The organism is Sphingobacterium prati (assembly GCF_013167215.1).
Classification (GTDB): Bacteria; Bacteroidota; Bacteroidia; order Sphingobacteriales; family Sphingobacteriaceae; genus Sphingobacterium; species Sphingobacterium prati.
Map to the genome: position 1 here is coordinate 1 of NZ_JABJWY010000031.1, position 25,798 is coordinate 25,798.

Sequence of the window (25,798 nt, forward strand, 5' to 3'; positions counted from 1 at the left end):
CCGACAAAAACAGATCTTCGCAAGGGAAAACATACAGATCCCATCCTCAACCATCGAAGGATGGACCAGACAGGCACTGGAAAAACTCGAACCATTGTATGAACAGCTGGTCGTTGACACCAAAGCTCAGGGCTATTTGCAGGTTGATGAGACCCCAATAAAAGTATTGGACAGCGATAAAAAAGGAGCTGCCCATCAGGGCTATTATTGGGTCTACCACTCGCCTTTGGATAAAACGGTGCTGTTCGATTATAACCCTTCCCGTGGTGGTCATGTACCTACACCCATGCTGGATAACTTTAAGGGATATCTGCAGACGGATGGATATGCCGCCTACGAAAAATTTGGAAAAAAGAAAGACATCACCCATCTGGCCTGCTGGGCACACGCACGCCGTGAGTTTGAGAAAGGCCTGCAGAATGACCCGGAAAGAGCCAAAAAGGCGCTACTGATGATACAGGATCTTTATAAAGTTGAGCGAAAAGCCAAAGAAGAAAAGTTATCACCTGATATGATCCGGGAGCTACGGCTCAAAGAGTCACTTCCGATCATCAACGACATGGGTAAATGGATATTCCGGGAGATAAAAAACACATTGCCCAAAAGCCAGATAGGAAAGGCTATGGCCTATGCATACGCCCGTTGGGACATGCTGTCGGAATATTTGCGCGATGGAAATCTGCAGATTGACAATAACCTTATCGAGAATGCCATTCGCCCAGTTGCCCTGGGACGCAAAAATTGGCTGTTCGCAGGAAGTCATGAGGCAGCACAGCGATCGGCAATGATCTACTCATTTTTCGCTATCTGCAAAAAGCATGAGGTGAACCCTTTTCTGTGGTTAAAACATACGCTAATGAATATAGCGTCAATAAACCACAAGAATATAAAAGAGCTTTACCCACAGAACTTCAAAAAATCAACTGACATGTAGTTCGTCGGGCGGATACTTTGAAACTCAAACCCACAGTTATCACGGATTTTTGAAATAATTCTTCCTGTTCCAATGTTGGGCAAACCAGCAGTATCAAAAACCCAATCCCCCTGTATATTTTTAATTGATTCTTCCTTTTTATTGGAGCCACACGAAAGAGTTAATATGCCAATAACCACACTAATAATAAATACAAAACGGCTCATCATCTGATAAATAACACTTTAGGCATCATTTTTCCTATATTCAATAAGTCGATCTCCAATCACCTTGTCCGAATAGCCTTTTCCTTTCAGTTCCAAATCGTTTTCTATTAAATCGATAGCATGCCAAATATCAAACAAGCAAATATAACTAATACCATCTTTTTCGTAGATAATATCATTATCTGTTTCCTCATCACTTAAAATTTTAATTTCTGCCAAAAGATCTATTTCACCTATACAATAAATTGCAAAATCCCGTACATCTGTATCTAACGGCAAATCTTCTTTCAATAAAAGTTCATCCATTCGCTCTGGATTTACTAAAAATTTAATAGTTTCTAAAACATTCATAACATCTAAAATCTATCACCGATACGTTATTTTACGCGTAACGACCTGATCGGTTTTATTTCGTTTTTTATTCTTTCTTGTTCGTTTTATCCAATTAGCTTTATCATCGTATTTATAGCTAAATTTATAGTTATCTTCATCCACAACATCGCCATATTCATTATACTGATATTTCGGATTTTTAACGGTATAGTCGATAAGACCTTTTGAGGTGCTTATTGTCTCATTTTGAGCATTTACTATTGATGTATAGACAATGTTATTTGGGTAATCATACGATGCAGCTTCATATCCATATTTTCCTCCATCTATTATCAATTTGATCGGGTTGCCTTGCTCATCATTCAGGTACTCCATTTCTTTATAAATATTTGTCGCACCTTCTATTTTGATCTGTTTAATCAAAAAATTATTTTGGTCATAGTGATATGCTATAACAGACTTATCATTCTGATTATAAGGACCACTGTTAAATACAATTTGTTTCACCAACAAAGTATCATCTCTAAACTCATTCTGGTATGATCCGCGATAGCCACGTTCCACAAAATAACTCTGACCGCTAATGGCTCGCTGTTGTGCATTGAAATAATGAACTTCTTTTCTGGTTTCAGTATTTCCTGAGAGACCATAAAGAATAGATTCAATTTCTACGTGATCAACGAGACTCTTTTCGTTAAAAATAAGGTCAATCTCGCGAGATAATCTTGTGTTTATACTCTGCCCATTTACAGCGTTTAAAAATAAAACACACAAAATCCAATATCCAGGAATTAGATGTTTAAACCACATAAAATATGTATTTTAGGTTATCGTAATTTTTTAATAATACAGCAGATATTTTTTATAAAGCACAGAAATTAGTCAATTGATGTTTCCGGCCTATGCCTGTTAAAATTATACAAAAAACTTAATTTTCAGAACTCATTAAGAAAATAAAAGCCACATCTCTCGACGCGGCCTTAAATAAACATATGATTCACTAGTGGTCTGCCTTCGAATATGATGGCAGACCACTGATTGCTGATTCCTATTTATACGAATTGATCGATTTGGATACTTTCCAATCATTACCCAGACGCTCCAAGGTAACCAGATCAGTCTTGGTGAAGTTTTCAAATTTTAAAGTTACTTTAGCCACCATATAGTCTGCCGATTCTTCAAGAATGTCGGTGCTTACTATACAGTTCAGCTTCTCTCCTTTTTGCTTTTTCAAAGATTTAACTACTTGGCTACGGCTGTGATTTTGTGCATTGGAAGCTTGGATCTTTTGATTGAAATCTTCGGCAAATAACTGCTCTACCCCTATTGATTCCCCCTCTGTCGTTACCGCAACATAGTGTTCTAAAGCAAAGTCTGCTGTTGAAAGGTTAAGGTTTGCCTTTGTTGACTTTGTGCCAGGTCCTTCGGCTGCCATAGCGAATGTTGATACTGCGATTAGGGCTGCTGCTGCGAATGTTTTTACTAGAGTTTTCATAATGTCTTTATTTTATTGTGTTAGTTTATCTGTTCTTATTTGTTGACTCAAAACTACAACACAATACGCCCCCAGCCTATGGGCTTTAGACTAACGGACAGGAAAACTCGGTGAATGGCGGGAATGGAGAGGTGAAAGTTTAAAAAATTTTAACAACCACCTACGATCTAAGGTTGATTATATCTCATGGCAGAACGACGTAAGTAAATCTACAGTTGTACCCTCCAAAATCTAAGCTTTTACGCACTATATTATAGAATGTAACCTTACTAAAAAATGGTATATCTTTCTTTTGTCGTTTACCAATAACAGATACGAATAATACAGTGTAATTAGCTGCATTATATGGTTTTGGAATAGCAACACCGTTAGCAGCGACAAGATGTTGATTAAACTCATCCAATATTTTTTCATCTTGCTTTAGTATAATACCACTATAGCCACCTTGTGCAAATAAATGGCTCAAATTAGATGACGACTTTCCAATCTTAACATGTATAAAAGTATTCGTACTAGCGTCAAACACATCGCAGGCTTCATTTCTATCTTTTCCCAAACTCCTCCCCCTAGAGTCATTATGGCCCAAATCAAATAAATGCCCTTGAGCTAGACCTTCACTCAACTCTTTATTATAATCTGATTCTTTAATTTTCGATTTTGAGGGTGCGGGAAAAGTATTCGCAACAACTCGAGCATTGAAATAACCATTGACCTCATCATAAAATGAAATGGAAATTTCATACCAACTACCTTCCGACAAAATATACTTATGACCATTATAGAATGTTTCCCAAGATAAACACCGATATAGCGGCCAACTCCTTTCTCTATCACCTTCTTTTATCTCATGAACTTTAAAGCTATCAAGGTTTTCGAATGTAATTTTCTTTCGCTCATCCTTTCCAATCTCTTTCTTCCAATCTATCATAGATGGCATTTCATATGTTTCTTTACCAGACAAACGGGTTCGATCTCCGGTACTAAATTTGAAACCTAAGCTTTCTAAATCTTCTCCAAAAAAACTGGCGGAATAAAATATAGCTCATTCAATTTTCCCGATTTCAATTCTTTTGCAAGTAGTTTTTGAAGTGCCTCAATTTTCGATTTATCTCGCACCAATGCCATATTATCTATCCATTTATAATCTTTCTGATATGCTGTTGATTGATATAACTTATAAGCCACTTTGACAATACCGGCTAACTTTAGAAGAGAATCCGTTCCCTTTGTTACCCGCAAACTATCCCTTCCTTCCAATACTTCGCCTAAGTTCAAATCAGCTGATATTTTACCTACAATCCCACGAAGGATGTCTTTTTCTTTATTGATTTCGAAATCTTCTGGTGTCGTTCCTTTTACAGCAATCTTCCTTGTTTTTTGGGAATCAAGATCAGGTTTTGTTGTATCTATTTGCCTAATCTCTGTTTTGGGAATTCCATTTATAGCTGCACGAAGACCGAAATTATATTCCATTTTTGTCATATCTAACAAATGAATACCCATCCCAAGTGGAATAGCAAATAACCTTTCCTTTACCACCATTGTAAGTACAGCGAATGATGATGAATTTTCAAAATTCTTTATGCTTACCTCGAATTGTTCATTGAGAAAATATGCCCATTCGGGTGTATTTTTATTACTTTTTTTATAGTATACGACAAAGTCGTCTTTCACCACTGTCTGTAGGTAACTTACTTTAAATATATCTTTAGGATTTTTCAACTCTTCTTTAACAAGATAAATAGTTGGTTTGATCGTTGACATAAGCTTTTGTGTGGATTAATTTATAATGTTAAGTTGCCTGATAGCATTTTGATAACTTCTAAAAGCATTTCCAAACGCCTCGGTTGCCTCATAATTGCTAAACTCATATTCTTCATGTACACCCGTGACAGTTCTTAACTTAATCTCACCATAGCGTACTACAGGAATCTGATAGTTTCCTTTAAACCGTTTGTCACGGCTACCATTTCTGTTGACTTTGGCCCAAGTCTGATCAATTACTTTTGAATCTGTCGGTACCCCCTGCGTCTCAGTAAATCTCACATAGCTTTGCTGAAAATCAATTTCATCCAATCCAATGACAGCAAAGTTCGTAGCCCTGCTATACATCACAATAAAACCTGGATAGATGTAAAGATCCGCACCATTAGCATTCTGGAAATACATAGCCTGTACAGTTGATTTAAATTCTGGAATTGATTTCAATCCGAAATGAACTATAGTCCGTTTGATGAGGGTACTTGCTGATGACCGGGTAATAACTCGATCTTGATAATGTGCACTTGTGACATCCCAAATTTTCCGGCATTTAGTCAGATTCACAAAAGCAGCGACAAGTGCATCATACTTTTGTTTGAGCTCTAGATCAAACTCAACGGCCAAGTCTACATAAGAAGCGTCAATCTGTTCCTTAGTCTGCTTAATAGCTTCCTGCTGTGCTATCAAATCAATAGATAAATGCTCAGGAACATCTTTTTTGATGAAACCATAGATCAATATATAGCTCATTACCTTTTTGACTTTAGTGGTCATCAAGGCTAATTTAATTTTTGACAGGTCTTTTTTTAGAGACATACGTTGCTCTCTTGCTAATAAAATCGCTTCCTTGATACCTTGCATACCCTGGCTAGTAATTTCATGAATATCTGCGCTATAGATATTCCCCCTATCATCCTCTTCTGGTATAACGGGAACGGGTAAAGGTAGGTCAGGAGAATGTGATGAATTTCTCCCAGAGAGTCGCTGTCTATTGGAAATTCCTAATCCAGGTACACCGGTATTCAAAAAAGTGCCCGAACTTCCAATTGTCATATTTGCGCCTCTTACACCAATTGATGTAGAAATCCCACTCCTGCTAAAATTCAGGTGAACACCTGGGATAATCTTTACTCGCCGTCTAAAACTCCACGCCATGTTTGTTTGTATTAAGTTGTATTTCAGTTAATAATCAGCACTAAATTATGCCGATAAGCTTATCTATTTTTACGGTTTTCCGTAATTGAGGTCATTATATTCCGTAGTTCGTTTAGGTGGATTTATTATATAAATCAAAAGCCCAGAACATATTCTAGGCTTTTAAAGATATCGTCAAACTATATCAATAATTCACTACCGTTTCGACAATCTGGTCTGAGTATTTATAAATGTCATCTAAAGAGTCTAAATCGTATTTGGTTTCCTTTTTCTCCTTATCAAACAAACCAATACGTAATCGATTTGGCGTAAAATAAAAACGACAAATTGACTTTCGGTTATTATCGTCGAGCAGAATACCGCAATAGGATTGATTGTCCCGCATAAACACTCTCCCTACCTCAATTTCCTTCCTTAGGATAGATTTTATGATCAAAAAGCCATCGATCTCTTCTTCAGTCGTGACAACAAGCGGCTCTTGTTCAGCAGTTAAGACAGTGGCATTTTGCTCTTCAGCTTCAGTTTCCTTCTTTAGTGCACTCTTAAGCCGCTCAGCAATCTGATCATTGACAATCTGAGTGAAAACGCGTTTGACCAACGGCGTAAACTGCTCCAATACTTTTGCCGTAACTAGGCTTGGATAGGCTTGCTTTGCAAAAAAACGAACAAAATCATCACTCGGATTCTGCATTTCTGCATTCGCTAAAATGGTGAGCTCGTTGAAATATTTTAACTCACTGGCTACACTAGAAATACTATCTAAGTCAAAAACAGTTTTATGAAATTTTCGCAACTCAGAAATTTCGTTGTCCTTAATGTCCATAATTTTGAACTCAAAAAATGGCTTTTCGTCCATCTTATTCGGCGTGACGAGATCTGTATAGAACCGGTACTCCACTCCATTAGTCAGCAGACCAAATTTTGCTTCGGTAGTATGAAAATAACGGAATAGTTGAGAATTGTGTGGATCCAGTCCATCGGCAAAATGCTTACACTCGATTAGAATAACGGGTTTATCATCCCTCAATATCGCATAGTCAACTTTCTCGCCTTTTTTAATGCCGATATCGGCGATAAACTCGGGTTGCACTTCAAAGGGATCAAATACGTCATATCCCAATATCTTCAAAAATGGCATTACTAAGGATGTCTTAGTAGCTTCTTCTGTTTTAATTTGCTGCAAAAGTCTCTCGACCCGTTTAGCAAACTGACGAATTTCATCTTTAAAATCCATAATAAAAAATAGTTTTGTTAGTAATAAATGACCTCTTTAATCTTCCCAACCACAAAGCGTCTTCCCTTCTTTCTTTGCTTGCTCTCGTGTTGTCTTGATGGTTTTGGCACTGCATGACTTTAATCCTCTACAGTTTTCATTGAGGTGGTATCTCTTCCCTTTGCCACTACCACAAACGTATACTGTATTCTTATCTGAACTTTCTTTCACTAGCGAAGCTGTGGTACCATCAAACCGCAATAGGATGATAAATAATAGGCTTATCAATTTCATAATACATCAAAAATAATGGGATCAACACAGCTTTCTTTACGGTTTCCCGTATGACACATTTTACTTTAATAAGCCCATACACCCTTCTTACTTTCTCTCGCCTCATGCTGAAGCTTCACAAAAAGCGCTGTATGTTTTACATTAGGAGGATAGGTATCTACAACAGCAAATCCACCTTTCAATAAATCTGCGTTCAGAAAAGTACCATCCAGTAAATAGATATAGGCCAGCATCCGCCTATATCTGTCCTTTTTCTGAACATCAAGTTCGAGCTTAACCCACTTATTTTCGGTCAGTTTTTTAACGTATTCTTTAGCTTCCTTTGCATAAGGTCCCTTTAATTTACCTCGGGAATTGCGCGTCTCTGGAGCATCGATTCCTATAAATCTGACCTTAAATTTTTCGCTACCATTATTAACCCAGAAAGTGTCACCATCAATGACCTTCGTAACATAAACTTCTTTTTGTTGCCATCGGTTGATCATTTCCTCCTGACGTGGAACAGTAGACTTATCTTTCCCAATGGCACTAAAATTTTGTTTTTTGGCCTCCGTTCTTGACTCACTCCCGCAATTAATAAATAAAAACAATATGAAAAAGATGACAAACAGGAGTTGCCATCTCTTTTCAAGACTAACTATTTCTTTCATTATGCCGAGATGTTTTCACCAGCTTCCTTTTCAGGAAATAGAATGGATACCACAACCGATAGGATCAGTATTCCACCTACGATACCCAATGAAACTGGCGATGGAATATGATACCAAGGCGAGATGATCATTTTGACACCAATGAAGGTTAAGATCACCGAGAGCCCGTAAGGAAGTTTGCTGAACATATGGATAAAATTGGATAGTAGAAAATAGAGCGACCGCAATCCAAGTATAGCAAAAATATTGGATGTGTAGAGAATAAATGGATCCTTAGAAATGGCGAAGATAGCAGGAATAGAGTCCACAGCAAACAAGACATCAGTAAATTCAATCACAGCTACAACGACCAAAAGCGGTGTCGCAAGTTTCATCCCATTCTGAACAGTAAAAAACTGCCCGTGATCATAACTGTCTGATACTTTCCAGAACTTCTTCACCAATCGCGCGCCTGCTGTTTCGCTAAAATCTTGGTCCTCGTCGTCATCCCCACTGCCCCATGATTTGATGCCAGCGAAAACTAGAAACAAACCAAAGGCCGTCAACACAAGATTGATATTCCAAGGTAGAGCGGTCACACCAAAGAAATCGAGTATCGGATTGAGATAGGTTACATTAATCAGGCCCACGCCTGCAAAGATGAAGATCGCCCGAAAGAGCAGCGCCCCTAAAATCCCCCAAAATAGGACTTTGTGATGTAATTCACGTGGCACTTTGAAGTAAGAAAACACCAAGATAAACACAAATAAATTATCTACTGACAAAGCCTTTTCAATCCAGTAAGCTGCCTGAAACTGGGTAAACTTTTCTATCGCAGTGGCATGTCCCCCGGCATCTTGATTGAATACATAATAGACAACACCGGAGAAAATCATTGCCAACGATATCCAAACCACTGTCCATATTGTCGCTTCTTTGGAAGAAACAATATGGCTCTTTTTGTTGAAAACACCCAAATCCAGTAACAGCATAATAATGACTGTCAACCCAAATCCCCAGATTAGACCAGGATGTAATTGTAAAATACTTTGTTCCATTTTTATAAATTATTGATTAGTTAGCGTGATAAATAGTAACCTTCCCCCCTCCTCATTGGACAGTAGAATCTTTTTGCCGTCAGTCAATTCAACCATTGAATTAATTGGTACATCTTTTTGCTCAGTCAGGTCCTTCATCCCCAGCAGGTTTTGGTTGACTAGCATCCATTTATTTTGGTAATAGGTGAAATACCCAACTGGTTTCTTATCATCAGCGGTAAGGCTTTCATTCCGTATTACTTTACGGGATACATGCCATTTGAAAAGATATTGATTGTGATAGACCATTAGCCGATGTCCTTCTGGTTTCCATACAGTATCTTTAAATTTAAAATAGAGATCGATGACAGGAAGGCTTCCTTTGTGCGCTGTACCACAGAATGGACAGATAGGTTTGGTAGAATTGTCAAATACGTACCACTTCTCATCACATTGTGGATTATTGCAAGGCTGAATAAGATCGACTGTTTTCAATAATGCTGTCTCCCACTCGTTGGCAATGGGACGCAACATAGGGTTGTGCAGCCCATCGATAAAAGCTCGCTTAAACAGATCGGCCAGATAGGGTCCCGTTTTGGTATAGGAAAGCTTATTAGGATTTCCCCAGAAGGATTCCCACTTTCTCAGCTGATCGGTCTTAATAGCATTCATCCGATCAGTAGGATGCTCAACAAACAGGGCTTTCTCTCCCATCGCCATCAATTCATCTTTCTCGGCATCAAGATCCCAAATCTTACCACCCCGCAATGGGTGCCGCCGCAGCAAATACATATAAATCAGCACTGCCAATGCATGGAGATCTGTCTTTTGATTAGGCAGTATACGATTGGGATCATTAAGTTTTAGGTGTTTGGTCTTTAATACCTCTGGGGCAATAAAATCGGCTGTACCAATTACCTCGGGAGGGTATAATCCGGGGACAACCAAACCATCCAAATCAATGATATTGGCAGACTTACTAACAGGATCAATAAGCACATTATTATAGGATAGATCTGAATGGGCAAGCCCCATTTGATGCATTTTCTTGATGCCTCGACAAATATTAATAGCAATTTGAAAATAACTCAGCCAATCGCCTAATTCGGACTTATCCAAGGCGAGTGGATATTGTTGATGACGAAAGGATGGTGCAGTAAACCATTTTCCAACTTTCTCCCCTCCTTTTATCATCGCATTGGCACCATAACCCTTTGCAAAGAAAAATTTGGTATCATAGATAGGTACAATGACGCCAGTCTTGCCATCCTGTTCTACCGCATCATAAGGCCAGCGGTAGATTTCCTGCAAGAAATAATCACCTGCACTACCATTCTTAATATTGTCTAAGTATAAGGTGACAATACGCTTTATCCGATCCCGTTGATTGAAGTCAAGGGCGGTTCGAAAAAAAGCAACCACATACTTTCGATCAGGTGCAAAATAGACATCCTTAACACCGCCTTGTTTGGGGCTGCCGTCATCTATATACTTGTATGTACGAGACGGATCAATAATGGATTTTATAGTTATCGTCTTCATCTGTTAATAGATTATGGCTAGTGTTCTGTCGTCATGATTGCCTTTGCTCCAGAAGTCAAGCCAGGTCAATAACTGATCCTTAATATGTTCATCAGTCACAAAATCTACCTTTGCACCGTCTTCATTTTGCCCATCTAGATCTTGTAGAAAGGTATTCCAAGTATCTTTATCTTCCAGTTTATTTTCTGTAATAAATTTGGCATCATAGATCCCATCTGTCATCAATATCAATTTTGAAAAATTATCAAATCTATTGATCGCGAATCGCAATGGCATATCAGTGTGACTGAAGATCTCTGGCATAGTAATAAAGCGAGTGCCGCCACCAAACTCACCGATATCGAGCAGATTGAGTAAATGTACTTCCTGTAGATCGCCAATAACAACATTGATCGGGCAATCGCCGACACCAAATGTCAGGACCACGTAGCCAAAATCAATTTTTTTGACAAGCGCAAAAATCAATGTGGTATTGAGATCCTTCAATAAAATTTCTTCCTTTCTTGCAAACTCCACTAGCTTTGCATGTACATCGCGAACAGATTTGTAAAGGATATTGATGATCGAAGATTTAACCTTGAGCAGGCATTCTTGAGCAGTCATTTCGGCTTTAACAACCTCTTCAATTGGATCATTGACAATATTTGTTGTGGCCCCAGAAACAGGTTGATCATCTTTTGGTGCAGGCGGAACTGCTTCAGCGGGTGCAGTAGTATAGTAAGCCAAGCATAAATCGTTTAATTCGTGTAGAAGAACCTCGTTATCGAATGTCTTAACAAGATATTCTGTAGCTATTTTAGATCCTTGCCGGGAAAATTTAGCCGAACCAGCTCCGTCCGCAACGGCCACGACAGACCAAGCTTCAGGCAGTGCAGACACATAAAAATGATCATCCCGAAAAGAACCTTCGTGTGCATGGGAGCGTCCTCTTTGTGAGGCAACAACTATCCGCTTGTCGAGAAAGGCTCCAGCATATTTATCACTGTCCGCCTTGGCGTATAGATCATTTTGATTGCTCGGTTTATTCAGCCAAAGGTCCTTAGGATCAGCATTGACAATAAATGGGATGATCTTAATGTCTTCCGTTGGATTTTCTTCTAAAGTATTAATAAAAACCAAGTGCAAATCCATCGTAAGTGCCATGTCTGGCACTCCACAGATACTTGAAGTCTCGGGATCAAAGGTTAAACCAACTTTATCCAGATTTTTGATCTTTTGGATGCGAATATTGGGAAATTGAGCTAGGTCAAAACTATACGAATAATGTTTTTTCGCATTAGCATTAGTAATGACCAGCTGAGTTTCTTTAAATTCTTCCTTTTCTCTATACATTTGAAATATCGCTATTATCTGCTGTTTTAATGAATTAATATCCCTTGCCAATGCATTGATCTTCGCATTGTGCATCAGTTTGGTAAGAGTATTATCAACGACCTTGTTCTGCTCTACGTTAAATTCGTCCAGCAGTTGTTTTAAAATTGTTTCCACGATTAACCTAAAGTTCTATTAATATCAAATCCGCCTCCTGAGGCACCATAAAAACCAATATTTCCACACCAGGGGCAAGTATTTTCGCCATCACCTTTGATACAATGTATTCCACCACAGGAGCAGCTGGCGAGACCAAATTGGTTACCACAACAAGGACAATTGGGATTACCATACAGCTCGTCGGCTGATACCTTCAAATTAGCATTGTAAGGTCCAGAATAATCACGATAGGCGTTTTCATCTATTTTATAAGCTCCTTGTACACGATAAACTCGGGTAGATAAGTCCATGATACCTGAATCTTCCATATCACGCCTAAATTTGATCAGATATGACTTATCGGTATTTGAACATTTTGCATTAACCACGACAAAATTATCATCCACGATCTGATGCGTTCTAACTGTATCAACTTTCTCAATCAACTCAGGAGTGCTTTTCGCTAAATTTATTGTATCAGTATTACTATTGGTAACTTGCTCACTTGTCGCTTTGATGGAAGCTGTCACCCATTTAAAAAACTCTTTGTATGACTGCGCACCGCTATTATTAAAACGTAACACATGTGAAGTCAGTTGCTCCAGTAATCCATAGTTGGTATTATCTCCTATTGAGATCGCGATCAGATTTGCTTTGCGTTGGTATATTGTATTCCACTTTTTGATGGCTTCTTCTGTATCATCTGTCGGTACACCGTCCGTAAACAAAAATATAATGGGTTTCCAATCACCTTTTCGTTCATAGGTCGTCGGCATTAACTCGTTATCAATTGAACGCATCAGTTCTGTCAATCCACTGGACAGCGAGGTTCCACTACCAATGGGCAATTTCGGCGGATAAAAAGTGATCACATCCTGTAAGGGTGTAATGACCTTGCTTTTACCGGCAAAGCCAATGATGGATATCCATACAGTTTCGAGTGCAAAAGGATCAGTTTTGAGTGTCTGAATGACGGTACCAATCCCATCTTGTACTTGTTCGATAGGTTCGCCGACCATAGACTCAGATACGTCTATCAAGAAATATACAGGTAACCTTCTCATGATTAATTCAAAGTTTTAAATGATAATATTCAATTCGTTCGGTGGAGGTGGAAGTGTCAGAGTTTTGCCTGTACCTTGGGATTTACTGCCCATTTCAATTGATGAACTCACCCATCGAAAGAAGGTTGTCAATGTATTACTATCGGTGGTATCCAATTTGACAACTTCATCCGTCAGTTCCTTTAAAAACGAAACTTCGGCTTTAGGACCAGCTGCACAACCAACAATAATTCCAAAATCCATTGCTTTGATTTTGGGAATGCACATCCGATATTTCTGAATATCGGATGGCTTTCCATCAGTGAAAACGAAGAGCAAAGGCTTCCAGTCGCCCTTTCGTTCGGTCGATCCCTTGACCAGTTCACTATCTATCATTTTAAGCAGCATTTCGAGTGCCTCTCCTGTATGAGTTGGGCCGCTTTCGGGGCAATGTATTTCTACTGGCTGAAAGCTTGCCAGGTCGGTCAAAGGAACTAGATTATGAACTTCGCGATCAAAGGTAATGACACTGATATGCAAGGAATCCATCGCTTGTGGATCCGTACGGAGCATACTAATGAGTCCATTAAAGCCATTATTCAATGCTTGTATGGGCTCACCACGCATAGATCCTGAGGTGTCGAGCAGAAAGTAGGCTAATAATCGTCTATTCATAACTAAGCTACTATAACTAACTCCGATGGCGGTGGTGGTAGCTGATCCAATCCAGTTACCTCTTTTCCTGATTCCTCAACTTTGGTCGATGTAGTGGATATGGAAGCCGTTACCCATTGAAAGAATTTTGAGATGCTTTCTGAATCTGCACTGTCAAGACGTACTACAGAATTAGTAATTTGTCTTAAAATGGCATCATCAGCCCCCTGTCCGGCTGCACAACCAACAATCAACCCTTTATTAACAGCCTTTAGTTTACTATACCCTTGCTGCCAATTATCCGTTGGGATACCGTCGGTCATAACAAAAATCAGTGGTTTCCAGTCACCTTTCTGTTCCAGTGTGGTCATGGTTACCTCTGTTTCCAGTTTATCAGCAAGTAAGGCCAAGGCTGCTCCCAAGGATGTCACACCAGAGGCTTTAATATCAACCATCTGAAAGGATGCCAGATCGGTCAAGGGTACGATTTGTTTGGCTTCAGAATCAAAAGTGATGATACTGACAAAAGCAGTCTCGATCGCCTGAGGATTTTGACGTAGGGAATGCATCATCATCTGTACACCGTTTTTAACAGCTTCAATTGGTTCTCCGGTCATTGAACCAGAAGTATCCAATAATAGATATACGGGAAGTCTTCTCATGGCTATAAAAATTTTTGCTGAACGGTTTTAATAGTCTCTTCCAACTTGCGGTCTTTAGTAGGCTCTCCAATGGCATTAAATTTCCATTCACCATTGCGTTTATAAAACACACCTAATACCATGGAAACATGCCCGGAAAAACCTTCACCTTTAGCAATGTTGTAGGTCGCAAATACTTCATTGACCCGGGAAGGTGTGCCCTCATAAATCCGGATAGAGGCAAAAGGAATAGTGCCGAAATCATGCCCACGATAACTGTTGAGCACAAATGCGACATGAGTTACTTGACTATTAAGCTTAGAAAAATCAACCGTGATGATTTCATTATCCAAGCCATCATCGCCATCCATGTCTCCCGTCAAATCGTCGCCACTGTGACTAATGGCTCCATCTTTAGATCGTAAGCTCCCGAAGTACACAACGTCAACATTGTTTTTAGCTTCATCGAAAAGGATGCAACTGGCATCTAGATCTACCGCCTCCTTATCTATTCCGCCAAGCCAATTTTTCTTTTCAATAGCTCCCCAGTTCACCCCTACACAAACATTTTGCAATACTGTACCATTACCTTTTTGAAGGTTGATACGTTGTCCTTTTTGAAGATTAATACCCATTTTCTTAATTGTATTTCGTTAAATAATCTTCCAATCCACCTTTCATACCCATACCCACAGCTTCAAATTTCCATTCACCATTCCGTTTATAAATACGGCCAAACTCGACAGCGGTCTCTATAGAGAAATCCTCTTCCAATTCGTATTTCAATAGTTCCTCATTTGAAGCAGTGTCGAGAATGCGCATAAATGAATTGCGTACTTGTCCAAAGTTCTGACCACGTGATCCTGCATCGTGAATGGTAATGACGATGCATATTTCTGTCGCTGTATCTTCAATCTTCGCTAGATCTACTATGATTTGCTCGTCGTCACCATCCCCATCTCCTGTAAGATTGTCACCAGTATGAACCACTGCCTCATTTGGGGATTTTAGGTTGTTGTAAAAAATAAAATGTTGATCTGAAAGGATCTTTTTGTCTTCTCCAAGAATAAATACCGAAGCGTCCAAGTCAAAGGCGCTTCCTGTGGAAGAACTATTTGTGTCCCAGCCTAGGCCGATTGTAAATTTGGGTGCATTGATGTTTTCTCTTTGCCCTTTTTGTAAATTGATTGCCATGATTTATGTTGTTTTAGTTTTATAATATTCTGTTGGTAATGCGCTATAGTATGGTAGTTATTGCTAATTGCTAGATCGAACAATTCACAGCTTTTTTCTACCGAAATTTGATTGACGACCTGGAAGAAGTCAATTTCATTTAACAAGAGTAAATATTTAACCAAGCGTGTATTGAAGTGAAAACTATTACTATTAATGATCCGTACTAGGTCGACCGGTGATTTCACATCAAAATAATTGTATCTATTCTCGATATTGGGATGGATAGCCTGGTTGACGAGCTCAGCATAATAGACAAAGAAAAAAGTTCCCTGCACGTTATTATCTTTCAGTATCCTTTCAACTGTCAGTTCGTGGCTTCCAGTGATCTTGATATCATCTAAAAAAATACAGAACCTATCTGCTATAAAATCCCGATCCAAATGATAGGTATCGTTGGAAATGAGTTTTAACCGTTGTTCAGAGTCCATATTTCCATAGTCCTCCACATAGGTCTGTTTGCGATGGATCTTACTTTCTTTGCATGCGGCCTTGCCATGCTGAAACAAAAATCTATTTAACTCCCGCTTGAAGTAGGAACATAAAAAATTGGAGGCTGTTGGAATGGAATGATACGGGCTTGGCAATAAAATAATCTCCTCTTGTTCGAGAATCAAATTTTTATGCTTTGCCAAAAACCCCATGCACAGTTCTTTTGCAAATTTCTCGGCATAGATAGTCTCACCAAACTTAAAACGACTGTATTCCATTTCAGAAAAAGGACATACATGCTGATGTTCAACATGATGTAAGCTATATCTGTATATCATAACTTATTGGATTAATATTGCGTTAAAACCATAATTGATTGCGCCATTATAATCTGCTTTTCGATTATCACCTATATGGACAATATCTTTTTTCTTGATCGTTCGTTGTTGTCTTATTTTTTCGAAAACAAGGTCAAAAGCTTTATTATTTGGTTTGGAAACCCCTATTTCATCTGAATAAAGTTGAAAAGAGAAGAAGTCCGATAGCTCATAATATTCCAGTACCTGACGTAACACATTACCTTCCAGAAATGCAGTATTGCTTAGAAGACTTAGGGTCTTCCCCTTAGAAACTATTGTTTCGAATACGCTTTTCAGATTTTCATCCAGGAGAACAGGCTTATATTCCCAAAAAAGAGCATCGACTTTCCTCGTGAATTCCGTCAAACACTCTTTGAGATTTGTATCGAGAACAATTCCTAATTCACTTAAAATCAAACAGTAGATAAACTCACGATCTATATGTTTTCCTGTTACCTCACTGATCCGATTGCTCAGGATATCGTAATGTCGCACGACTACACCGATCTCCTCTATCTTTTTATCGACACAAAAGAAATCCCGTAGCAACATATTTCTCTTTTGTTTGAAATCAGGATTTGATTTGATGAGTGTAAGCCACAGATCAAAGGAATAGTGTTCAAATAATGATGTATCAATAACCATAATGATTCTTTATTTTGATCCGGCGGTCCATTGCATTCCCCATCGGTAAGCCCTGTCACAGTCTCCATGCGAAGTATGAAAAGTCACCAGCTTTCTGACCGTAATCGAATTTGGAGAAAAGAGTATTTCCGCTATTGCACAGAATTTGTTGTGACTGGATTGTGCTCCCATCTGTACTTCGATTTCAGCATTACCAGGGACCTTTACAGTGACAACACCATTTGTTTCTTGCCAACGGGCAGCTCCCTCATAAATAAAGCAGTAGATAACCATTCGTTTCAGGTCCTTTAGTCCAGCAGGATTTACAATAATATTCTCCCCAGACCCTGAACCAGTCCCTCTATCATCACCTGTATGCCATACCCAAGGTTCGGCCACATAGCGTCCCTGTCTGGTCCAACGATCCTTTGATCCCCCCCTGCCACCAGAGAACTGAAGACCATCGATAACGTCTTTGTCTCCGTTATTCAACTCATAGAAACAACCCAGATCGAGGTCGATATCTTTACTGAATAGACTCCCAAGCAATCCCTTTTTTGCCCCTTTTGACCAATTCAAATTGATATTAATCTCCTGTGTAATTGGATTGGCTTTTTTTGATAAGTCAATAAAATGTGAGTCACCTTTCTTTTCAAGGGTGATTTTCTCTAGGTTAATAGCCATAATCTATATTATTTTATAATTTGTCCTTTATAATATTTTGACAGGAAGAAGGCTAGGTCTTCTTTATAGCCCATACCAGAAGCTTCAAACTTCCAGCTATCGTTACGCCGATAAAGCCTTCCAAATTCTACAGCTGTTTCGAGAGAAAAATCTTCTCCCAATTCATATTTTGCAACTTCTTGTCCGTTGCTATCGTCAACAATGCGTATGTAGGAATTTCTTACCTGTCCATAGTTCTGTCTACGGGCAATCGCATCGTGTATAGTCACGACAAAGGATATCTCCATAATCCGAGCGTCGATCTTTGATAAATCAACTTGGATACTTTCATCATCGCCATCTGCACTGTTTCCACCTGTGGGATCATCACCAGTATGATGAAGTGCGCCATCGGGGGAATCTGTATTTCCATAAAAAATAAAGAAAGGCTCAGCTGGAATTTGTTTTGATTGATCAATCATAAATGCTGATGCATCCAGGTCAAAATCACTACCGGTTCCTTCATTAGGATCCCATCCCAATCCTATTGTAATCTTAGTAAGTCCAACTTCAATCCGTTGTCCTTTTTGTAGGTTAATAGCCATACTTATCTGTTAATAAAAGCTTCATGTATCCAGAATAATAACCTTTCAAGTTTATTCAACTTTTGACAGGAATGTCTATCAAACTATTTCTGCTCTTCGACTTTCCAGGTAATTATCTCCTTGTGAACAAAACTAGCCTGTTTTGGAGAGCATACTTTACGGGAAACCGTAGACCACGGAAAATTATTGGACAAAACAGATTTTACTAGATCTTGCTTTGGTGAGGAAATATTAGAGATGCTGAGGCTATGTAAACTCATTTTAGTACATTTAAAAAAAATATGGCCTACATTAGATTTTAATGTTATGAGTGCAAATGTTCCAATAGTTCGGCAGGTATCCTGGCCAGCTATCATAATCATTATCTTAGTATGGGGACTCTTTATCGCGACTGCTGTGTTTTTCCTTCAAAAGCATGGCTATTTTATAGGCGTAGTGCTTTTTATACTTATAACCATACTATTGCAGCAGGCAATCCCTAAAAGCCACAATAAGGGGATGAAAGCGATCAAACAAAAGGATTTCAAAACAGCTCTAGCGTACTTTAAACAGAGTGCCGACTATTTTACGAGATATAACTGGGTGGATAAGTACCGTGCGCTGACACTATTGAGTGCCTCAAAAATGTGCTATCGGGAAATGGCTCTCTGTAATATTGCATTCTGTTATGTGCAGACAATGGAAGCAGAAAAAGCAAAAGCACTTTATGAACAGATCCTGAAAGAATATCCGGATAACGGAATCGCTTATTATGCACTAAATTCAATCAATACGTTTTCGAATAAGGCTGATTAAAAAAATACCTGACCGCACTGAGTCTCATAAATTGGCAGCTATTCTACAAACGATATAATAAGAAAGGCTATCGGAGGATAGCCTTTTCTGTTCATTAATTGGTTAACATATGGCACTAATATCTTGAATGCGTTAGCTACGTTTGTGTAACGACAACTATAATTCCTGCTATAAATCCGTTACTCGAACATAATGCGCGACAAAAATGATCTTACAGGGAATCATACAATAAGATTATATCAGCTCAGCATCTCTACAATGGGCAATTAACTGCGCATTGTTGGTAAATCCATAGGATTCTTTCATCAAATTAAGGCGCTTCTCAATCGTGCTCAAACTGGAAGCTTTTGCACCCAATGCCTTAAGCTTTTCGGGCATCTGATATTGGGGAATACCTTGATATAATAAATTGACGATCTGTAGGTCAAGCTGGGTGAATTCGAACGCATTTAGCTCTTGGAGAGGTTTTTTGTTATCCACAGATTGATAAGTTCTCCCTTGGTAAACCATCTGGAGTGCTTCTTTAAGGTGTTCTCTTCCTCTGCGTGCCTTCAAGACATAACCATCAATTTGTTTAGCTTTAAACATTTCATGGATTGTATTAGTTATCTCTTGAACTGTCATCACAACAACTTTGATATCGGGATGGACAGACTTAATAGCTTTGATTAAGGAAAGTCCATCCTTAATTTCTTGGGTTGAACCATCATCTTTAAAATTAATATCGGTAATAAGAAGGTCGTATGGTTCTCCAGCTCGGATGGCATTTTTGATCCAGGCGAGGGCATGATCGCAATAATAAACATAGTCAGGGTCGACTACTCCCAAGTCACGCAATGTTACTTGTACGGCAAAGTTTTCTGTATCGTGGTCTTCGGCAATGAGTACTTTTTTAAACATACAATAATCATCTTTATATTAATGGGATATTGGCGGTAATACTGAGCCCTTTTCCCGGTTCACTGGCAAAGATAATTTCACCACCCAGGTTTTCAATACGGGAAACCGTATTGGCTACACCTTTTCCCTGGGCGCTCTCTGTCGGCAGGCCAACACCATTATCTTTATAAAAAATTTTGAGCTGTTGGCCCGATTTTTCAAAGCGCACGACCACCTGCTCAGCTCCGCTATGCTTCTTCATATTGACCATTAGTTCTTGCAGTACATGTTTTATTTCTTCTTTAATACGTTTACTGACATCGTCCCATTGCTCGGCATCATTCCCTGCTATCGATATACGACGATAGTTCGAGCTATAGGGTTTAAGTAAAGTGGAAATTTGCTCGTTGTATGGTACCTCATCAGTAGGCCGTTGGTCGACATTATGTGAAATATCCCGGGACTGGTTGTAAATAATTTCTAGTTTATCAAGCAGTCCTTCGCGATCTAGATCATCTCTATATTCAACTTCCGTCATCACGTGGTAAATATCGTTCGCCACGACATCATGCACTTTTTTCGAAAGATGAAGCTGGGTTTCTTTGACCTTGTTCTCTGCCTCGAGTTCGAGCCGTTGCTTGCGACGTTTGTACCAGAGGGTACCACCGCCTGCTACTAAAACAAGCAAAAAGATACTTGCACCGGTGATAACGCGTTGCCTAATGAGGCGATTCTGCTTTTCAGCATTTTCTTTTTCGAGCCTTAGATTTTCGGTCTTATTTTTTTCAACTTCATAGCGGATCAGGGCAAATTGATTTTTAGCTGCGGCGCGGGCTTGTTGGATGCTGTCGTTGAGTGCCAAATAGGTCGATAAATATCGTTGGGAATACAATGCATTGGACTTTATCAATCCTCGGAGTGCATTCAATTGGTCGTCTGCACTTCCAATTGCTTTTGCTACATTATATTGTTTGTTCAAATAATAAATGGAAGAATCAGCACTTTTTTTTTCATAATATTTGGCTAGGCTTGCGTAACTAGAGTTTTGCCCCCATAGGTCTTTTTCGTTTACGCGTATGGTTAATGCTTGTTGGAATAGTGGAACGGGATTGTAAGTGTTATTTGCCAGCCACTGTGTTTTGGCTAAATTATTTAAAAACTTGGCATATTCAGTAGTACCCTTTGCAACTTTCGACAAGATCTCCTTAGACAGTTTAATTGATTCGGTGTAGTATTTAGCATTTCTTAGGCAAACAGTTAAATTGTTTTTATATGTTAGCGTGTTTGCTTTAATTGTTGAATATTGTATAGCTAAATGATAATACGGAATGGCTTGATTGTAATGTTTTAAATCATCGGTTGCATTGGCAATGTTATTATAGACGTGGCATAACAATGATCTTTGCTCAGCGATTTTAGGGTCTAAGTATTTGGCTGCTTCCAGGGAAGTTTCTTGGGCTCCGAAATAATCCCCAACTTCATATAGATTGACTCCCATATGGATCAAGCATTTGGCTACATTAAAATCATCCTTTGCTAATAAAAATTGTTCTTTTGCTTTTTCAAAATATAAAAAAGAGCTATCCATGTTTCCATTTTCCAATAACAACATTGCCTTATCAAAATATTTATTTTTAGTTTTTGAAGGAATTACATTATCCTCTTGTTGACAAGATATAATAAAGGCAAATAAAAAAAAGAGGGCAATAGATAATCTATACACGGCTAAAGTTTTAACCTAAATTATTCATTTTGGACGAATAAAGCAATACTAAAACAGCGCAAACAGAAAAGGAGTAGTGAATACTACTCCTTAAAACTTTATTTAACTTAAATTATGGCTGAGGCGGTCTTGTACTTCCTTTATCTCCACCATCGCCATCCGCTGGCGGTTCATCTGCTGTTTGCACTGTTGGTGTACCTGTATTCGGTTGTGAATTTGACGGTTGACCGATTCCAAACAAAAAATATAAGATTAAACTCCACATAACTCAAAAAATTTAAAAAGTTGAAAAAAATGAGTAGTGCCCGTGCCCCATGCACGGGATTGCTACAGATGTTTTCAGAAGGCCTTCTGAATTTTTTGGGAAGTAAGAGTGTCAATCGCGGGAGGCAGAAGCTGCTTCCCAAACCGGCTAATGTCTACCGCGAGATCTTCTCATTGTGAAATCTGTTTAGTATCTTAGCGTCATAAACTAATGGACTATCATCTGATTTCGAAAACAAAGTTATAGCCGTTAAAACCCTTTTTATCACGGATTTCCGTCATTTCCCAGCACAGCCGACAACAACCGTCATTCACCTTGATTTCCGATAATCTTCCGATCGTTTTTAACCCTTTGAACCGATACGGTTTCCCGTATTTTCCGAAGTACAGATGATTTAATTTTGTAATCATGTTTGAAATTGACCTATACAATGAAGAAGTATTAAGAGCTTTTCATGAAAAGAAAGACCAAGACAAGCTTATCCACCTTCAGCGAGCAACGCGAGCTGATCTGATGAAGGAATGCTTAATGCGTTTAGAAAATGGGGAACTAGAGAATGATATACCTGTTTTAGCCAAAATATTTAATTCTGAAGGTAATGTGGAAAGCCTTAAAACAGCAATAAAGAAAGCTACTGCGGATAAATTCCGCCCCATACAAGATTTTATTCAGATAAAAACAAGTAAACCGACAGATAATATTATCGCATTACTAGCTATATTTATAGATTTTGAACCTAGACCATTTGAACAATGGCGTAATATTCAGCGGAATAAAAACGATGGAGAAAAAGAAAAAGAAGAGGATACAGGAAAAGAGAGAAAAGATGATGGTCCTTCAATAGGTAAGTACAAAATACCAAACACCGAAATACCAAACACCGACAAGTCTTCTCTTGCAGCACCCACAGATATTTCTACCAATAAAATAAATGGACAAGAAATAATGGAGAAAGAGTTCTCAAAGAAAAAGAAAAAACAAAGTCTAATATTTAGTGGAATTGGCATATTTACTACTGCTCTATTAATTATATGGTACATGGTAGCTATACCCAAAGATTGCATGTGCTGGAATGGCGAAAAATATATTCAGGTCGATTGTCAGGACAAAACACAAGCGTATCAGGTTATTGGATTAGATCAGGATAGACTAGAGCATTTCCGTAAAATCACACAGCCTGACAGCCTAGGGGTGAAAGACATTGGGAATATCTGGTACTCGAAAATCGACAATGAAGTTGAGTTTTTTACAGGCCCGGGATATCACCCGGTCCAACCCAATAAATCATTAAAGGCTGTGACAAGACATATTTGGGATACGTACGTCCGTATAAAACCAGACAGCAATCAACATGTTCAATTTGGAATAATGCAGAAACAAAAATAAAAGTATCCTTAGGTGCATAAAAAAAGCCAGGTCTCACGACCTGGCTTTTGAACTAAATTTATAAACCTATGATGCACTAGTGGCCAGCCTGAGTTAATTGGGCTGTCCACTGATGATCGGATACTATTGATACGAATTGATTGATGTGGACACTTTCCAGTCGTTACCTTCGCGAACCAAAGTCAGTAGGTCAGTCTTGGTAAAATCTTCAAATTTCATTGTTACTTTGGCAATCATGTAACCCGCTGACTCTTCGAGGATATCGGTGCTTACCACACAGTTTAGTTTCTCACCTTTTTGTTTTTTCAATGATTTGATTACCGCATCACGGCTATGAGACTGTGTATTGGTAGCTTGGATCTTTTGATTAAAATCTTCGGCGAATAACTGCTCTACTCCTGCCGATTCGCCCGCCGTTGTTACCGCAACATAGTGGTCAAGTGCAAAGTCTGCTGTGGAAAGATTTACGTTTGCTTTTTCAGTTTTTGATACTGTTTTTTCAGCCGCCATGGCGAATGTTGATACTGCGATTAAAGCTGCTGCTGCGAATGTTTTTACTAATGAGTTCATAATGTCTTTATTTTATTGTGTTAGTTTTTAGTTCTTATTTGTTGACTCAAAACTACGACACAAGACGCCCCTGACCTATGAGCTTTAGACTAACGGACAGGAAAACTCGGTGAATAGCGGGAATGGAGAGGTAAATATTTTTTATTATATTGATATGAATCAACGATCAAATTATTTATGAACATACAGTCTAATACATCTGCTAATCAAGCGAAAAATAAAATGTATGGAGCATTGTTTGGCATTGCGGTTGGTGATGCATTTGGTGTACCATTTGAATTCAGGTCGAAAGAAGATATGCTAAAAAATCCAGCTACTGAAATGATCGGATTTGGCAGCCATAATCAACCTATGGGTACCTGGTCGGATGATACATCTTTAACCTTGTGTCTTGCAGACTCGCTGTTAGGTGGATATGATTTGGTGGACGTCTCCAAAAAATTTATAGCTTGTAAGGAAGGTAAGTTGTGGACTGCAAAAGGAGAAGTCTTTGATATCGGTATCACCACAGCTAAATCGATCGGTGAGCTTAAAGGTATTATCGAATCCGGGCAAATCGGAGAGCTACATTTGCTAAGATATCAGTCAAAAGAACAAGACAACGGCAATGGCTCCTTGATGAGAATCCTGCCACTTTTATTTGAAATCAAAGGACTTAGTGCGGCGGAACAATTTGAGAAAATTTGGCAAATCTCGGCCTTAACACATAAGCACATACGCGCTGCGATGGCATGTTTTATCTATCTTAAATTAGCCGAACTCATTTTTCTTGGCTTGGCCAAAGAGCAGGCTTATACGGAAATGCGAAACCAAATTTCCAAATTCTGGGAAGACAGCAATTTTCCTGATTCAGAAAGAATTCATTTTAATAGTACGATTTTGCATGACATTCGATCTAAATCATATACAGAACTAAGGTCTAGTGGATATGTAATTGATAGTTTAGAATCAAGCCTATGGTGTTTTATGGAGAAAGATAATTATAAGGATATTGTATTAGCTATTATCAACCTTGGCGAAGACACAGACACAGGAGCTGCGATTACAGGTGGATTAGCTGGTTTGTACTATGGGCTGGAAGGTATACCTAAAGATTGGCTTCTGAACCTCGCCCGCTATGGTGATATCAAATTGCTGATAGAAAAAATGGCGAGGAGATATTTGGATTAGAAATTACGATCGTAATTTCTAAAATGTATAAGCTTATTTCAAACACGTCAATTTAAAGTATCGAAATATTTATTTTTAAAACTAATTCAAAGAAACTACTGTTCTTACTATACAAAACAGCTATTAGTTACTTTTCGGCTGAAAGGGCCAACATAAAAATTGGCGTCGTACAGTAAAAATCCAATAGTATTCAAAACACATTGGATGACGAAACAAAAAAGAGGAAACGATAAGAAACATAAAGATTACTGTACAAATAAACGCTAAGAGAAAGGGTCTGATGAGAATCAGGCCCTTTTGACGGAAAAAAGCCACATCTCTCGACATGGCCTTAAATAAACATATGATTCACTAGTGGTTTGTCTTTTTTTACTGGCAAACCACCAGTTGTAAAATTTTATTTATACGAATTGATTGATTTGGATACTTTCCAATCATTACCCACACTCTCCAAGGTAACCAGATCTGTTTTCGTGAAGTTTTCAAATTTCAAGGTTACTTTGGCTACCATATAATCAGCAGACTCCTCGATGATATCTGTGCTTACTGTACAATTCAACTTCTCTCCTTTTTGCTTTTTCAGAGATTTAACTACTTGGCTACGGCTGTGATTTTGTACTTTGGATGATTGGATCTTTTGATTGAAATCTTCAGCGAATAATTGCTCTACGCCTGCCGACTCTCCTT

The 25,798-nt window shown here is 38.6% G+C and carries 31 protein-coding genes and 1 pseudogene; 5 read left to right on the top strand and 27 right to left on the bottom strand.

Annotated features, from left to right (window positions below):
- Positions 1-934, top strand: a 934-nt coding sequence (gene tnpC / locus HPC41_RS08215) for an IS66 family transposase (RefSeq protein WP_172393559.1), incomplete at its 5' end; no start/stop codon positions are given.
- A gap of 224 nt (positions 935-1,158) precedes the next feature.
- On the opposite strand, the gene HPC41_RS08220 is transcribed toward tnpC, so the two are convergent.
- The 22 genes from HPC41_RS08220 to HPC41_RS08325 form a co-directional block, all read right to left on the bottom strand.
- On the bottom strand, positions 1,159-1,491 hold the full coding sequence (locus HPC41_RS08220; RefSeq protein ID WP_172393560.1) for a hypothetical protein: 333 nt from the start codon (positions 1,489-1,491) through the stop codon (positions 1,159-1,161).
- 15 nt (positions 1,492-1,506) lie between these two features.
- On the bottom strand, positions 1,507-2,283 hold the full coding sequence (locus HPC41_RS08225) for a hypothetical protein (protein ID WP_172393561.1): 777 nt from the start codon (positions 2,281-2,283) through the stop codon (positions 1,507-1,509).
- A gap of 238 nt (positions 2,284-2,521) precedes the next feature.
- Positions 2,522-2,968, bottom strand: a complete 447-nt coding sequence (locus HPC41_RS08230) for a hypothetical protein (RefSeq protein ID WP_172393562.1) — start codon at positions 2,966-2,968, stop codon at positions 2,522-2,524.
- Between the two features lie 184 nt (positions 2,969-3,152).
- Positions 3,153-4,007: a DUF6119 family protein gene (locus HPC41_RS25575; protein WP_343043798.1), complete on the bottom strand. Its 855-nt coding sequence runs from the start codon at positions 4,005-4,007 to the stop codon at positions 3,153-3,155.
- Positions 3,971-4,732, bottom strand: coding sequence for a DUF6119 family protein (locus HPC41_RS25580; RefSeq protein ID WP_172393564.1), 762 nt, complete (start codon positions 4,730-4,732; stop codon positions 3,971-3,973). The genes HPC41_RS25575 and HPC41_RS25580 overlap by 37 nt, the downstream gene beginning before the upstream one ends.
- 15 nt (positions 4,733-4,747) lie before the next feature.
- Positions 4,748-5,884, bottom strand: coding sequence for a DUF4236 domain-containing protein (locus HPC41_RS08245; RefSeq protein WP_172393565.1), 1,137 nt, complete (start codon positions 5,882-5,884; stop codon positions 4,748-4,750).
- A 184-nt stretch (positions 5,885-6,068) separates the two neighbouring features.
- Entirely contained in the window at positions 6,069-7,118 is a 1,050-nt protein-coding gene (locus HPC41_RS08250) for a type I restriction endonuclease (protein WP_172393566.1), read from the bottom strand.
- Between the two features lie 36 nt (positions 7,119-7,154).
- Positions 7,155-7,391 (bottom strand): hypothetical protein, encoded by a 237-nt coding sequence (locus HPC41_RS08255; protein WP_172393567.1) that lies wholly within the window; start codon positions 7,389-7,391, stop codon positions 7,155-7,157.
- A 65-nt stretch (positions 7,392-7,456) separates the two neighbouring features.
- Positions 7,457-8,041, bottom strand: a complete 585-nt coding sequence (locus HPC41_RS08260) for a thermonuclease family protein (RefSeq protein ID WP_216660710.1) — start codon at positions 8,039-8,041, stop codon at positions 7,457-7,459.
- Entirely contained in the window at positions 8,041-9,078 is a 1,038-nt protein-coding gene (locus tag HPC41_RS08265) for a TerC family protein (protein ID WP_172393568.1), read from the bottom strand. Before HPC41_RS08265 ends, HPC41_RS08260 begins: the two co-directional genes overlap by 1 nt.
- A gap of 9 nt (positions 9,079-9,087) precedes the next feature.
- Entirely contained in the window at positions 9,088-10,599 is a 1,512-nt protein-coding gene (locus HPC41_RS08270; protein ID WP_172393569.1) for a helix-hairpin-helix domain-containing protein, read from the bottom strand.
- 3 nt (positions 10,600-10,602) lie between these two features.
- Positions 10,603-12,087 (bottom strand): PP2C family serine/threonine-protein phosphatase, encoded by a 1,485-nt coding sequence (locus HPC41_RS08275; protein WP_216660711.1) that lies wholly within the window; start codon positions 12,085-12,087, stop codon positions 10,603-10,605.
- Positions 12,088-12,089: 2 nt separating this feature from the next.
- Entirely contained in the window at positions 12,090-13,133 is a 1,044-nt protein-coding gene (locus HPC41_RS08280; protein ID WP_172393570.1) for a TerY-C metal binding domain-containing protein, read from the bottom strand.
- 15 nt (positions 13,134-13,148) lie between these two features.
- A complete protein-coding gene (locus tag HPC41_RS08285) occupies positions 13,149-13,787 on the bottom strand; it encodes a vWA domain-containing protein (RefSeq protein ID WP_172393571.1) in 639 nt (212 codons plus the stop codon).
- A gap of 2 nt (positions 13,788-13,789) precedes the next feature.
- The gene (locus HPC41_RS08290; RefSeq protein WP_172393572.1) at positions 13,790-14,428 is read right to left on the bottom strand and encodes a vWA domain-containing protein; all 639 of its coding nucleotides are present in this window, start codon (positions 14,426-14,428) and stop codon (positions 13,790-13,792) included.
- Positions 14,429-14,430: 2 nt separating this feature from the next.
- Positions 14,431-15,042: a TerD family protein gene (locus tag HPC41_RS08295; RefSeq protein WP_172393573.1), complete on the bottom strand. Its 612-nt coding sequence runs from the start codon at positions 15,040-15,042 to the stop codon at positions 14,431-14,433.
- A 4-nt stretch (positions 15,043-15,046) separates the two neighbouring features.
- On the bottom strand, positions 15,047-15,601 hold the full coding sequence (locus HPC41_RS08300) for a TerD family protein (protein WP_172393574.1): 555 nt from the start codon (positions 15,599-15,601) through the stop codon (positions 15,047-15,049).
- Positions 15,535-16,410, bottom strand: a complete 876-nt coding sequence (locus HPC41_RS08305; RefSeq protein ID WP_172393575.1) for a phosphoribosyltransferase family protein — start codon at positions 16,408-16,410, stop codon at positions 15,535-15,537. The genes HPC41_RS08300 and HPC41_RS08305 overlap by 67 nt, the downstream gene beginning before the upstream one ends.
- Before the next feature lie 3 nt (positions 16,411-16,413).
- Positions 16,414-17,076, bottom strand: a complete 663-nt coding sequence (locus HPC41_RS08310) for an HAD family hydrolase (protein ID WP_172393576.1) — start codon at positions 17,074-17,076, stop codon at positions 16,414-16,416.
- Positions 17,077-17,085: 9 nt separating this feature from the next.
- Positions 17,086-17,739: a stress protein gene (locus HPC41_RS08315; RefSeq protein ID WP_172393577.1), complete on the bottom strand. Its 654-nt coding sequence runs from the start codon at positions 17,737-17,739 to the stop codon at positions 17,086-17,088.
- Between the two features lie 8 nt (positions 17,740-17,747).
- Positions 17,748-18,323, bottom strand: a complete 576-nt coding sequence (locus HPC41_RS08320; RefSeq protein WP_172393578.1) for a TerD family protein — start codon at positions 18,321-18,323, stop codon at positions 17,748-17,750.
- Positions 18,324-18,406: 83 nt separating this feature from the next.
- Positions 18,407-18,583 (bottom strand): hypothetical protein, encoded by a 177-nt coding sequence (locus HPC41_RS08325; protein WP_172393579.1) that lies wholly within the window; start codon positions 18,581-18,583, stop codon positions 18,407-18,409.
- Positions 18,584-18,629: 46 nt separating this feature from the next.
- On the opposite strand from HPC41_RS08325, the gene HPC41_RS08330 reads away from it, so the two are divergent.
- Positions 18,630-19,118, top strand: coding sequence for a tetratricopeptide repeat protein (locus tag HPC41_RS08330; protein WP_172393580.1), 489 nt, complete (start codon positions 18,630-18,632; stop codon positions 19,116-19,118).
- A 234-nt stretch (positions 19,119-19,352) separates the two neighbouring features.
- On the opposite strand, the gene HPC41_RS08335 is transcribed toward HPC41_RS08330, so the two are convergent.
- The 3 genes from HPC41_RS08335 to HPC41_RS08345 form a co-directional block, all read right to left on the bottom strand.
- Positions 19,353-20,018, bottom strand: a complete 666-nt coding sequence (locus HPC41_RS08335) for a response regulator (RefSeq protein ID WP_172393581.1) — start codon at positions 20,016-20,018, stop codon at positions 19,353-19,355.
- Between the two features lie 13 nt (positions 20,019-20,031).
- Complete coding sequence (locus HPC41_RS08340; RefSeq protein ID WP_172393582.1) at positions 20,032-21,720, bottom strand: ATP-binding protein; 1,689 nt, start codon at positions 21,718-21,720, stop codon at positions 20,032-20,034.
- Positions 21,721-21,832: 112 nt separating this feature from the next.
- Positions 21,833-21,985, bottom strand: coding sequence for a hypothetical protein (locus HPC41_RS08345; protein WP_172393583.1), 153 nt, complete (start codon positions 21,983-21,985; stop codon positions 21,833-21,835).
- A gap of 20 nt (positions 21,986-22,005) precedes the next feature.
- On the opposite strand from HPC41_RS08345, the gene HPC41_RS08350 reads away from it, so the two are divergent.
- Together HPC41_RS08350 and HPC41_RS08355 are read left to right on the top strand one after the other, a co-directional pair.
- Positions 22,006-22,164, top strand: coding sequence for a hypothetical protein (locus HPC41_RS08350; protein WP_172393584.1), 159 nt, complete (start codon positions 22,006-22,008; stop codon positions 22,162-22,164).
- 229 nt (positions 22,165-22,393) lie between these two features.
- Positions 22,394-23,371 carry a hypothetical protein gene (locus HPC41_RS08355; RefSeq protein ID WP_172393585.1) on the top strand — a complete coding sequence of 326 codons (978 nt, stop codon included), beginning with the start codon at positions 22,394-22,396 and terminating at the stop codon, positions 23,369-23,371.
- 123 nt (positions 23,372-23,494) lie between these two features.
- Here the strand turns inward: HPC41_RS08355 and HPC41_RS08360 are convergent, their stop codons facing one another.
- Positions 23,495-23,941 (bottom strand): nuclear transport factor 2 family protein, encoded by a 447-nt coding sequence (locus HPC41_RS08360; protein ID WP_172393586.1) that lies wholly within the window; start codon positions 23,939-23,941, stop codon positions 23,495-23,497.
- A 177-nt stretch (positions 23,942-24,118) separates the two neighbouring features.
- Here HPC41_RS08360 and HPC41_RS08365 point away from each other — a divergent pair, with 177 nt between their 5' ends.
- Positions 24,119-25,111 carry an ADP-ribosylglycohydrolase family protein gene (locus tag HPC41_RS08365; RefSeq protein ID WP_172393587.1) on the top strand — a complete coding sequence of 331 codons (993 nt, stop codon included), beginning with the start codon at positions 24,119-24,121 and terminating at the stop codon, positions 25,109-25,111.
- Positions 25,112-25,508: 397 nt separating this feature from the next.
- Here the strand turns inward: HPC41_RS08365 and HPC41_RS08370 are convergent.
- Positions 25,509-25,798: pseudogene (locus HPC41_RS08370) on the bottom strand (nuclear transport factor 2 family protein); the annotation flags it as partial.

Bases quoted from the DNA above. Each gene is read 5' to 3' on its own strand.
- HPC41_RS08220 (WP_172393560.1), bottom strand. From the start codon at position 1,491: ATGAATGTTTTAGAAACTATTAAATTTTTAGTAAATCCAGAGCGAATG.
- HPC41_RS08225 (WP_172393561.1), bottom strand. From the start codon at position 2,283: ATGTGGTTTAAACATCTAATTCCTGGATATTGGATTTTGTGTGTTTTA.
- HPC41_RS08230 (WP_172393562.1), bottom strand. From the start codon at position 2,968: ATGAAAACTCTAGTAAAAACATTCGCAGCAGCAGCCCTAATCGCAGTA.
- HPC41_RS25580 (WP_172393564.1), bottom strand. From the start codon at position 4,732: ATGTCAACGATCAAACCAACTATTTATCTTGTTAAAGAAGAGTTGAAA.
- HPC41_RS08245 (WP_172393565.1), bottom strand. From the start codon at position 5,884: ATGGCGTGGAGTTTTAGACGGCGAGTAAAGATTATCCCAGGTGTTCAC.
- HPC41_RS08250 (WP_172393566.1), bottom strand. From the start codon at position 7,118: ATGGATTTTAAAGATGAAATTCGTCAGTTTGCTAAACGGGTCGAGAGA.
- HPC41_RS08255 (WP_172393567.1), bottom strand. From the start codon at position 7,391: ATGAAATTGATAAGCCTATTATTTATCATCCTATTGCGGTTTGATGGT.
- HPC41_RS08260 (WP_216660710.1), bottom strand. From the start codon at position 8,041: ATGAAAGAAATAGTTAGTCTTGAAAAGAGATGGCAACTCCTGTTTGTC.
- HPC41_RS08265 (WP_172393568.1), bottom strand. From the start codon at position 9,078: ATGGAACAAAGTATTTTACAATTACATCCTGGTCTAATCTGGGGATTT.
- HPC41_RS08270 (WP_172393569.1), bottom strand. From the start codon at position 10,599: ATGAAGACGATAACTATAAAATCCATTATTGATCCGTCTCGTACATAC.
- HPC41_RS08280 (WP_172393570.1), bottom strand. From the start codon at position 13,133: ATGAGAAGGTTACCTGTATATTTCTTGATAGACGTATCTGAGTCTATG.
- HPC41_RS08285 (WP_172393571.1), bottom strand. From the start codon at position 13,787: ATGAATAGACGATTATTAGCCTACTTTCTGCTCGACACCTCAGGATCT.
- HPC41_RS08290 (WP_172393572.1), bottom strand. From the start codon at position 14,428: ATGAGAAGACTTCCCGTATATCTATTATTGGATACTTCTGGTTCAATG.
- HPC41_RS08295 (WP_172393573.1), bottom strand. From the start codon at position 15,042: ATGGGTATTAATCTTCAAAAAGGACAACGTATCAACCTTCAAAAAGGT.
- HPC41_RS08300 (WP_172393574.1), bottom strand. From the start codon at position 15,601: ATGGCAATCAATTTACAAAAAGGGCAAAGAGAAAACATCAATGCACCC.
- HPC41_RS08305 (WP_172393575.1), bottom strand. From the start codon at position 16,410: ATGATATACAGATATAGCTTACATCATGTTGAACATCAGCATGTATGT.
- HPC41_RS08310 (WP_172393576.1), bottom strand. From the start codon at position 17,076: ATGGTTATTGATACATCATTATTTGAACACTATTCCTTTGATCTGTGG.
- HPC41_RS08315 (WP_172393577.1), bottom strand. From the start codon at position 17,739: ATGGCTATTAACCTAGAGAAAATCACCCTTGAAAAGAAAGGTGACTCA.
- HPC41_RS08320 (WP_172393578.1), bottom strand. From the start codon at position 18,323: ATGGCTATTAACCTACAAAAAGGACAACGGATTGAAGTTGGACTTACT.
- HPC41_RS08325 (WP_172393579.1), bottom strand. From the start codon at position 18,583: ATGAGTTTACATAGCCTCAGCATCTCTAATATTTCCTCACCAAAGCAA.
- HPC41_RS08330 (WP_172393580.1), top strand. From the start codon at position 18,630: ATGAGTGCAAATGTTCCAATAGTTCGGCAGGTATCCTGGCCAGCTATC.
- HPC41_RS08335 (WP_172393581.1), bottom strand. From the start codon at position 20,018: ATGTTTAAAAAAGTACTCATTGCCGAAGACCACGATACAGAAAACTTT.
- HPC41_RS08345 (WP_172393583.1), bottom strand. From the start codon at position 21,985: ATGTGGAGTTTAATCTTATATTTTTTGTTTGGAATCGGTCAACCGTCA.
- HPC41_RS08355 (WP_172393585.1), top strand. From the start codon at position 22,394: ATGTTTGAAATTGACCTATACAATGAAGAAGTATTAAGAGCTTTTCAT.
- HPC41_RS08360 (WP_172393586.1), bottom strand. From the start codon at position 23,941: ATGAACTCATTAGTAAAAACATTCGCAGCAGCAGCTTTAATCGCAGTA.
- HPC41_RS08365 (WP_172393587.1), top strand. From the start codon at position 24,119: ATGAACATACAGTCTAATACATCTGCTAATCAAGCGAAAAATAAAATG.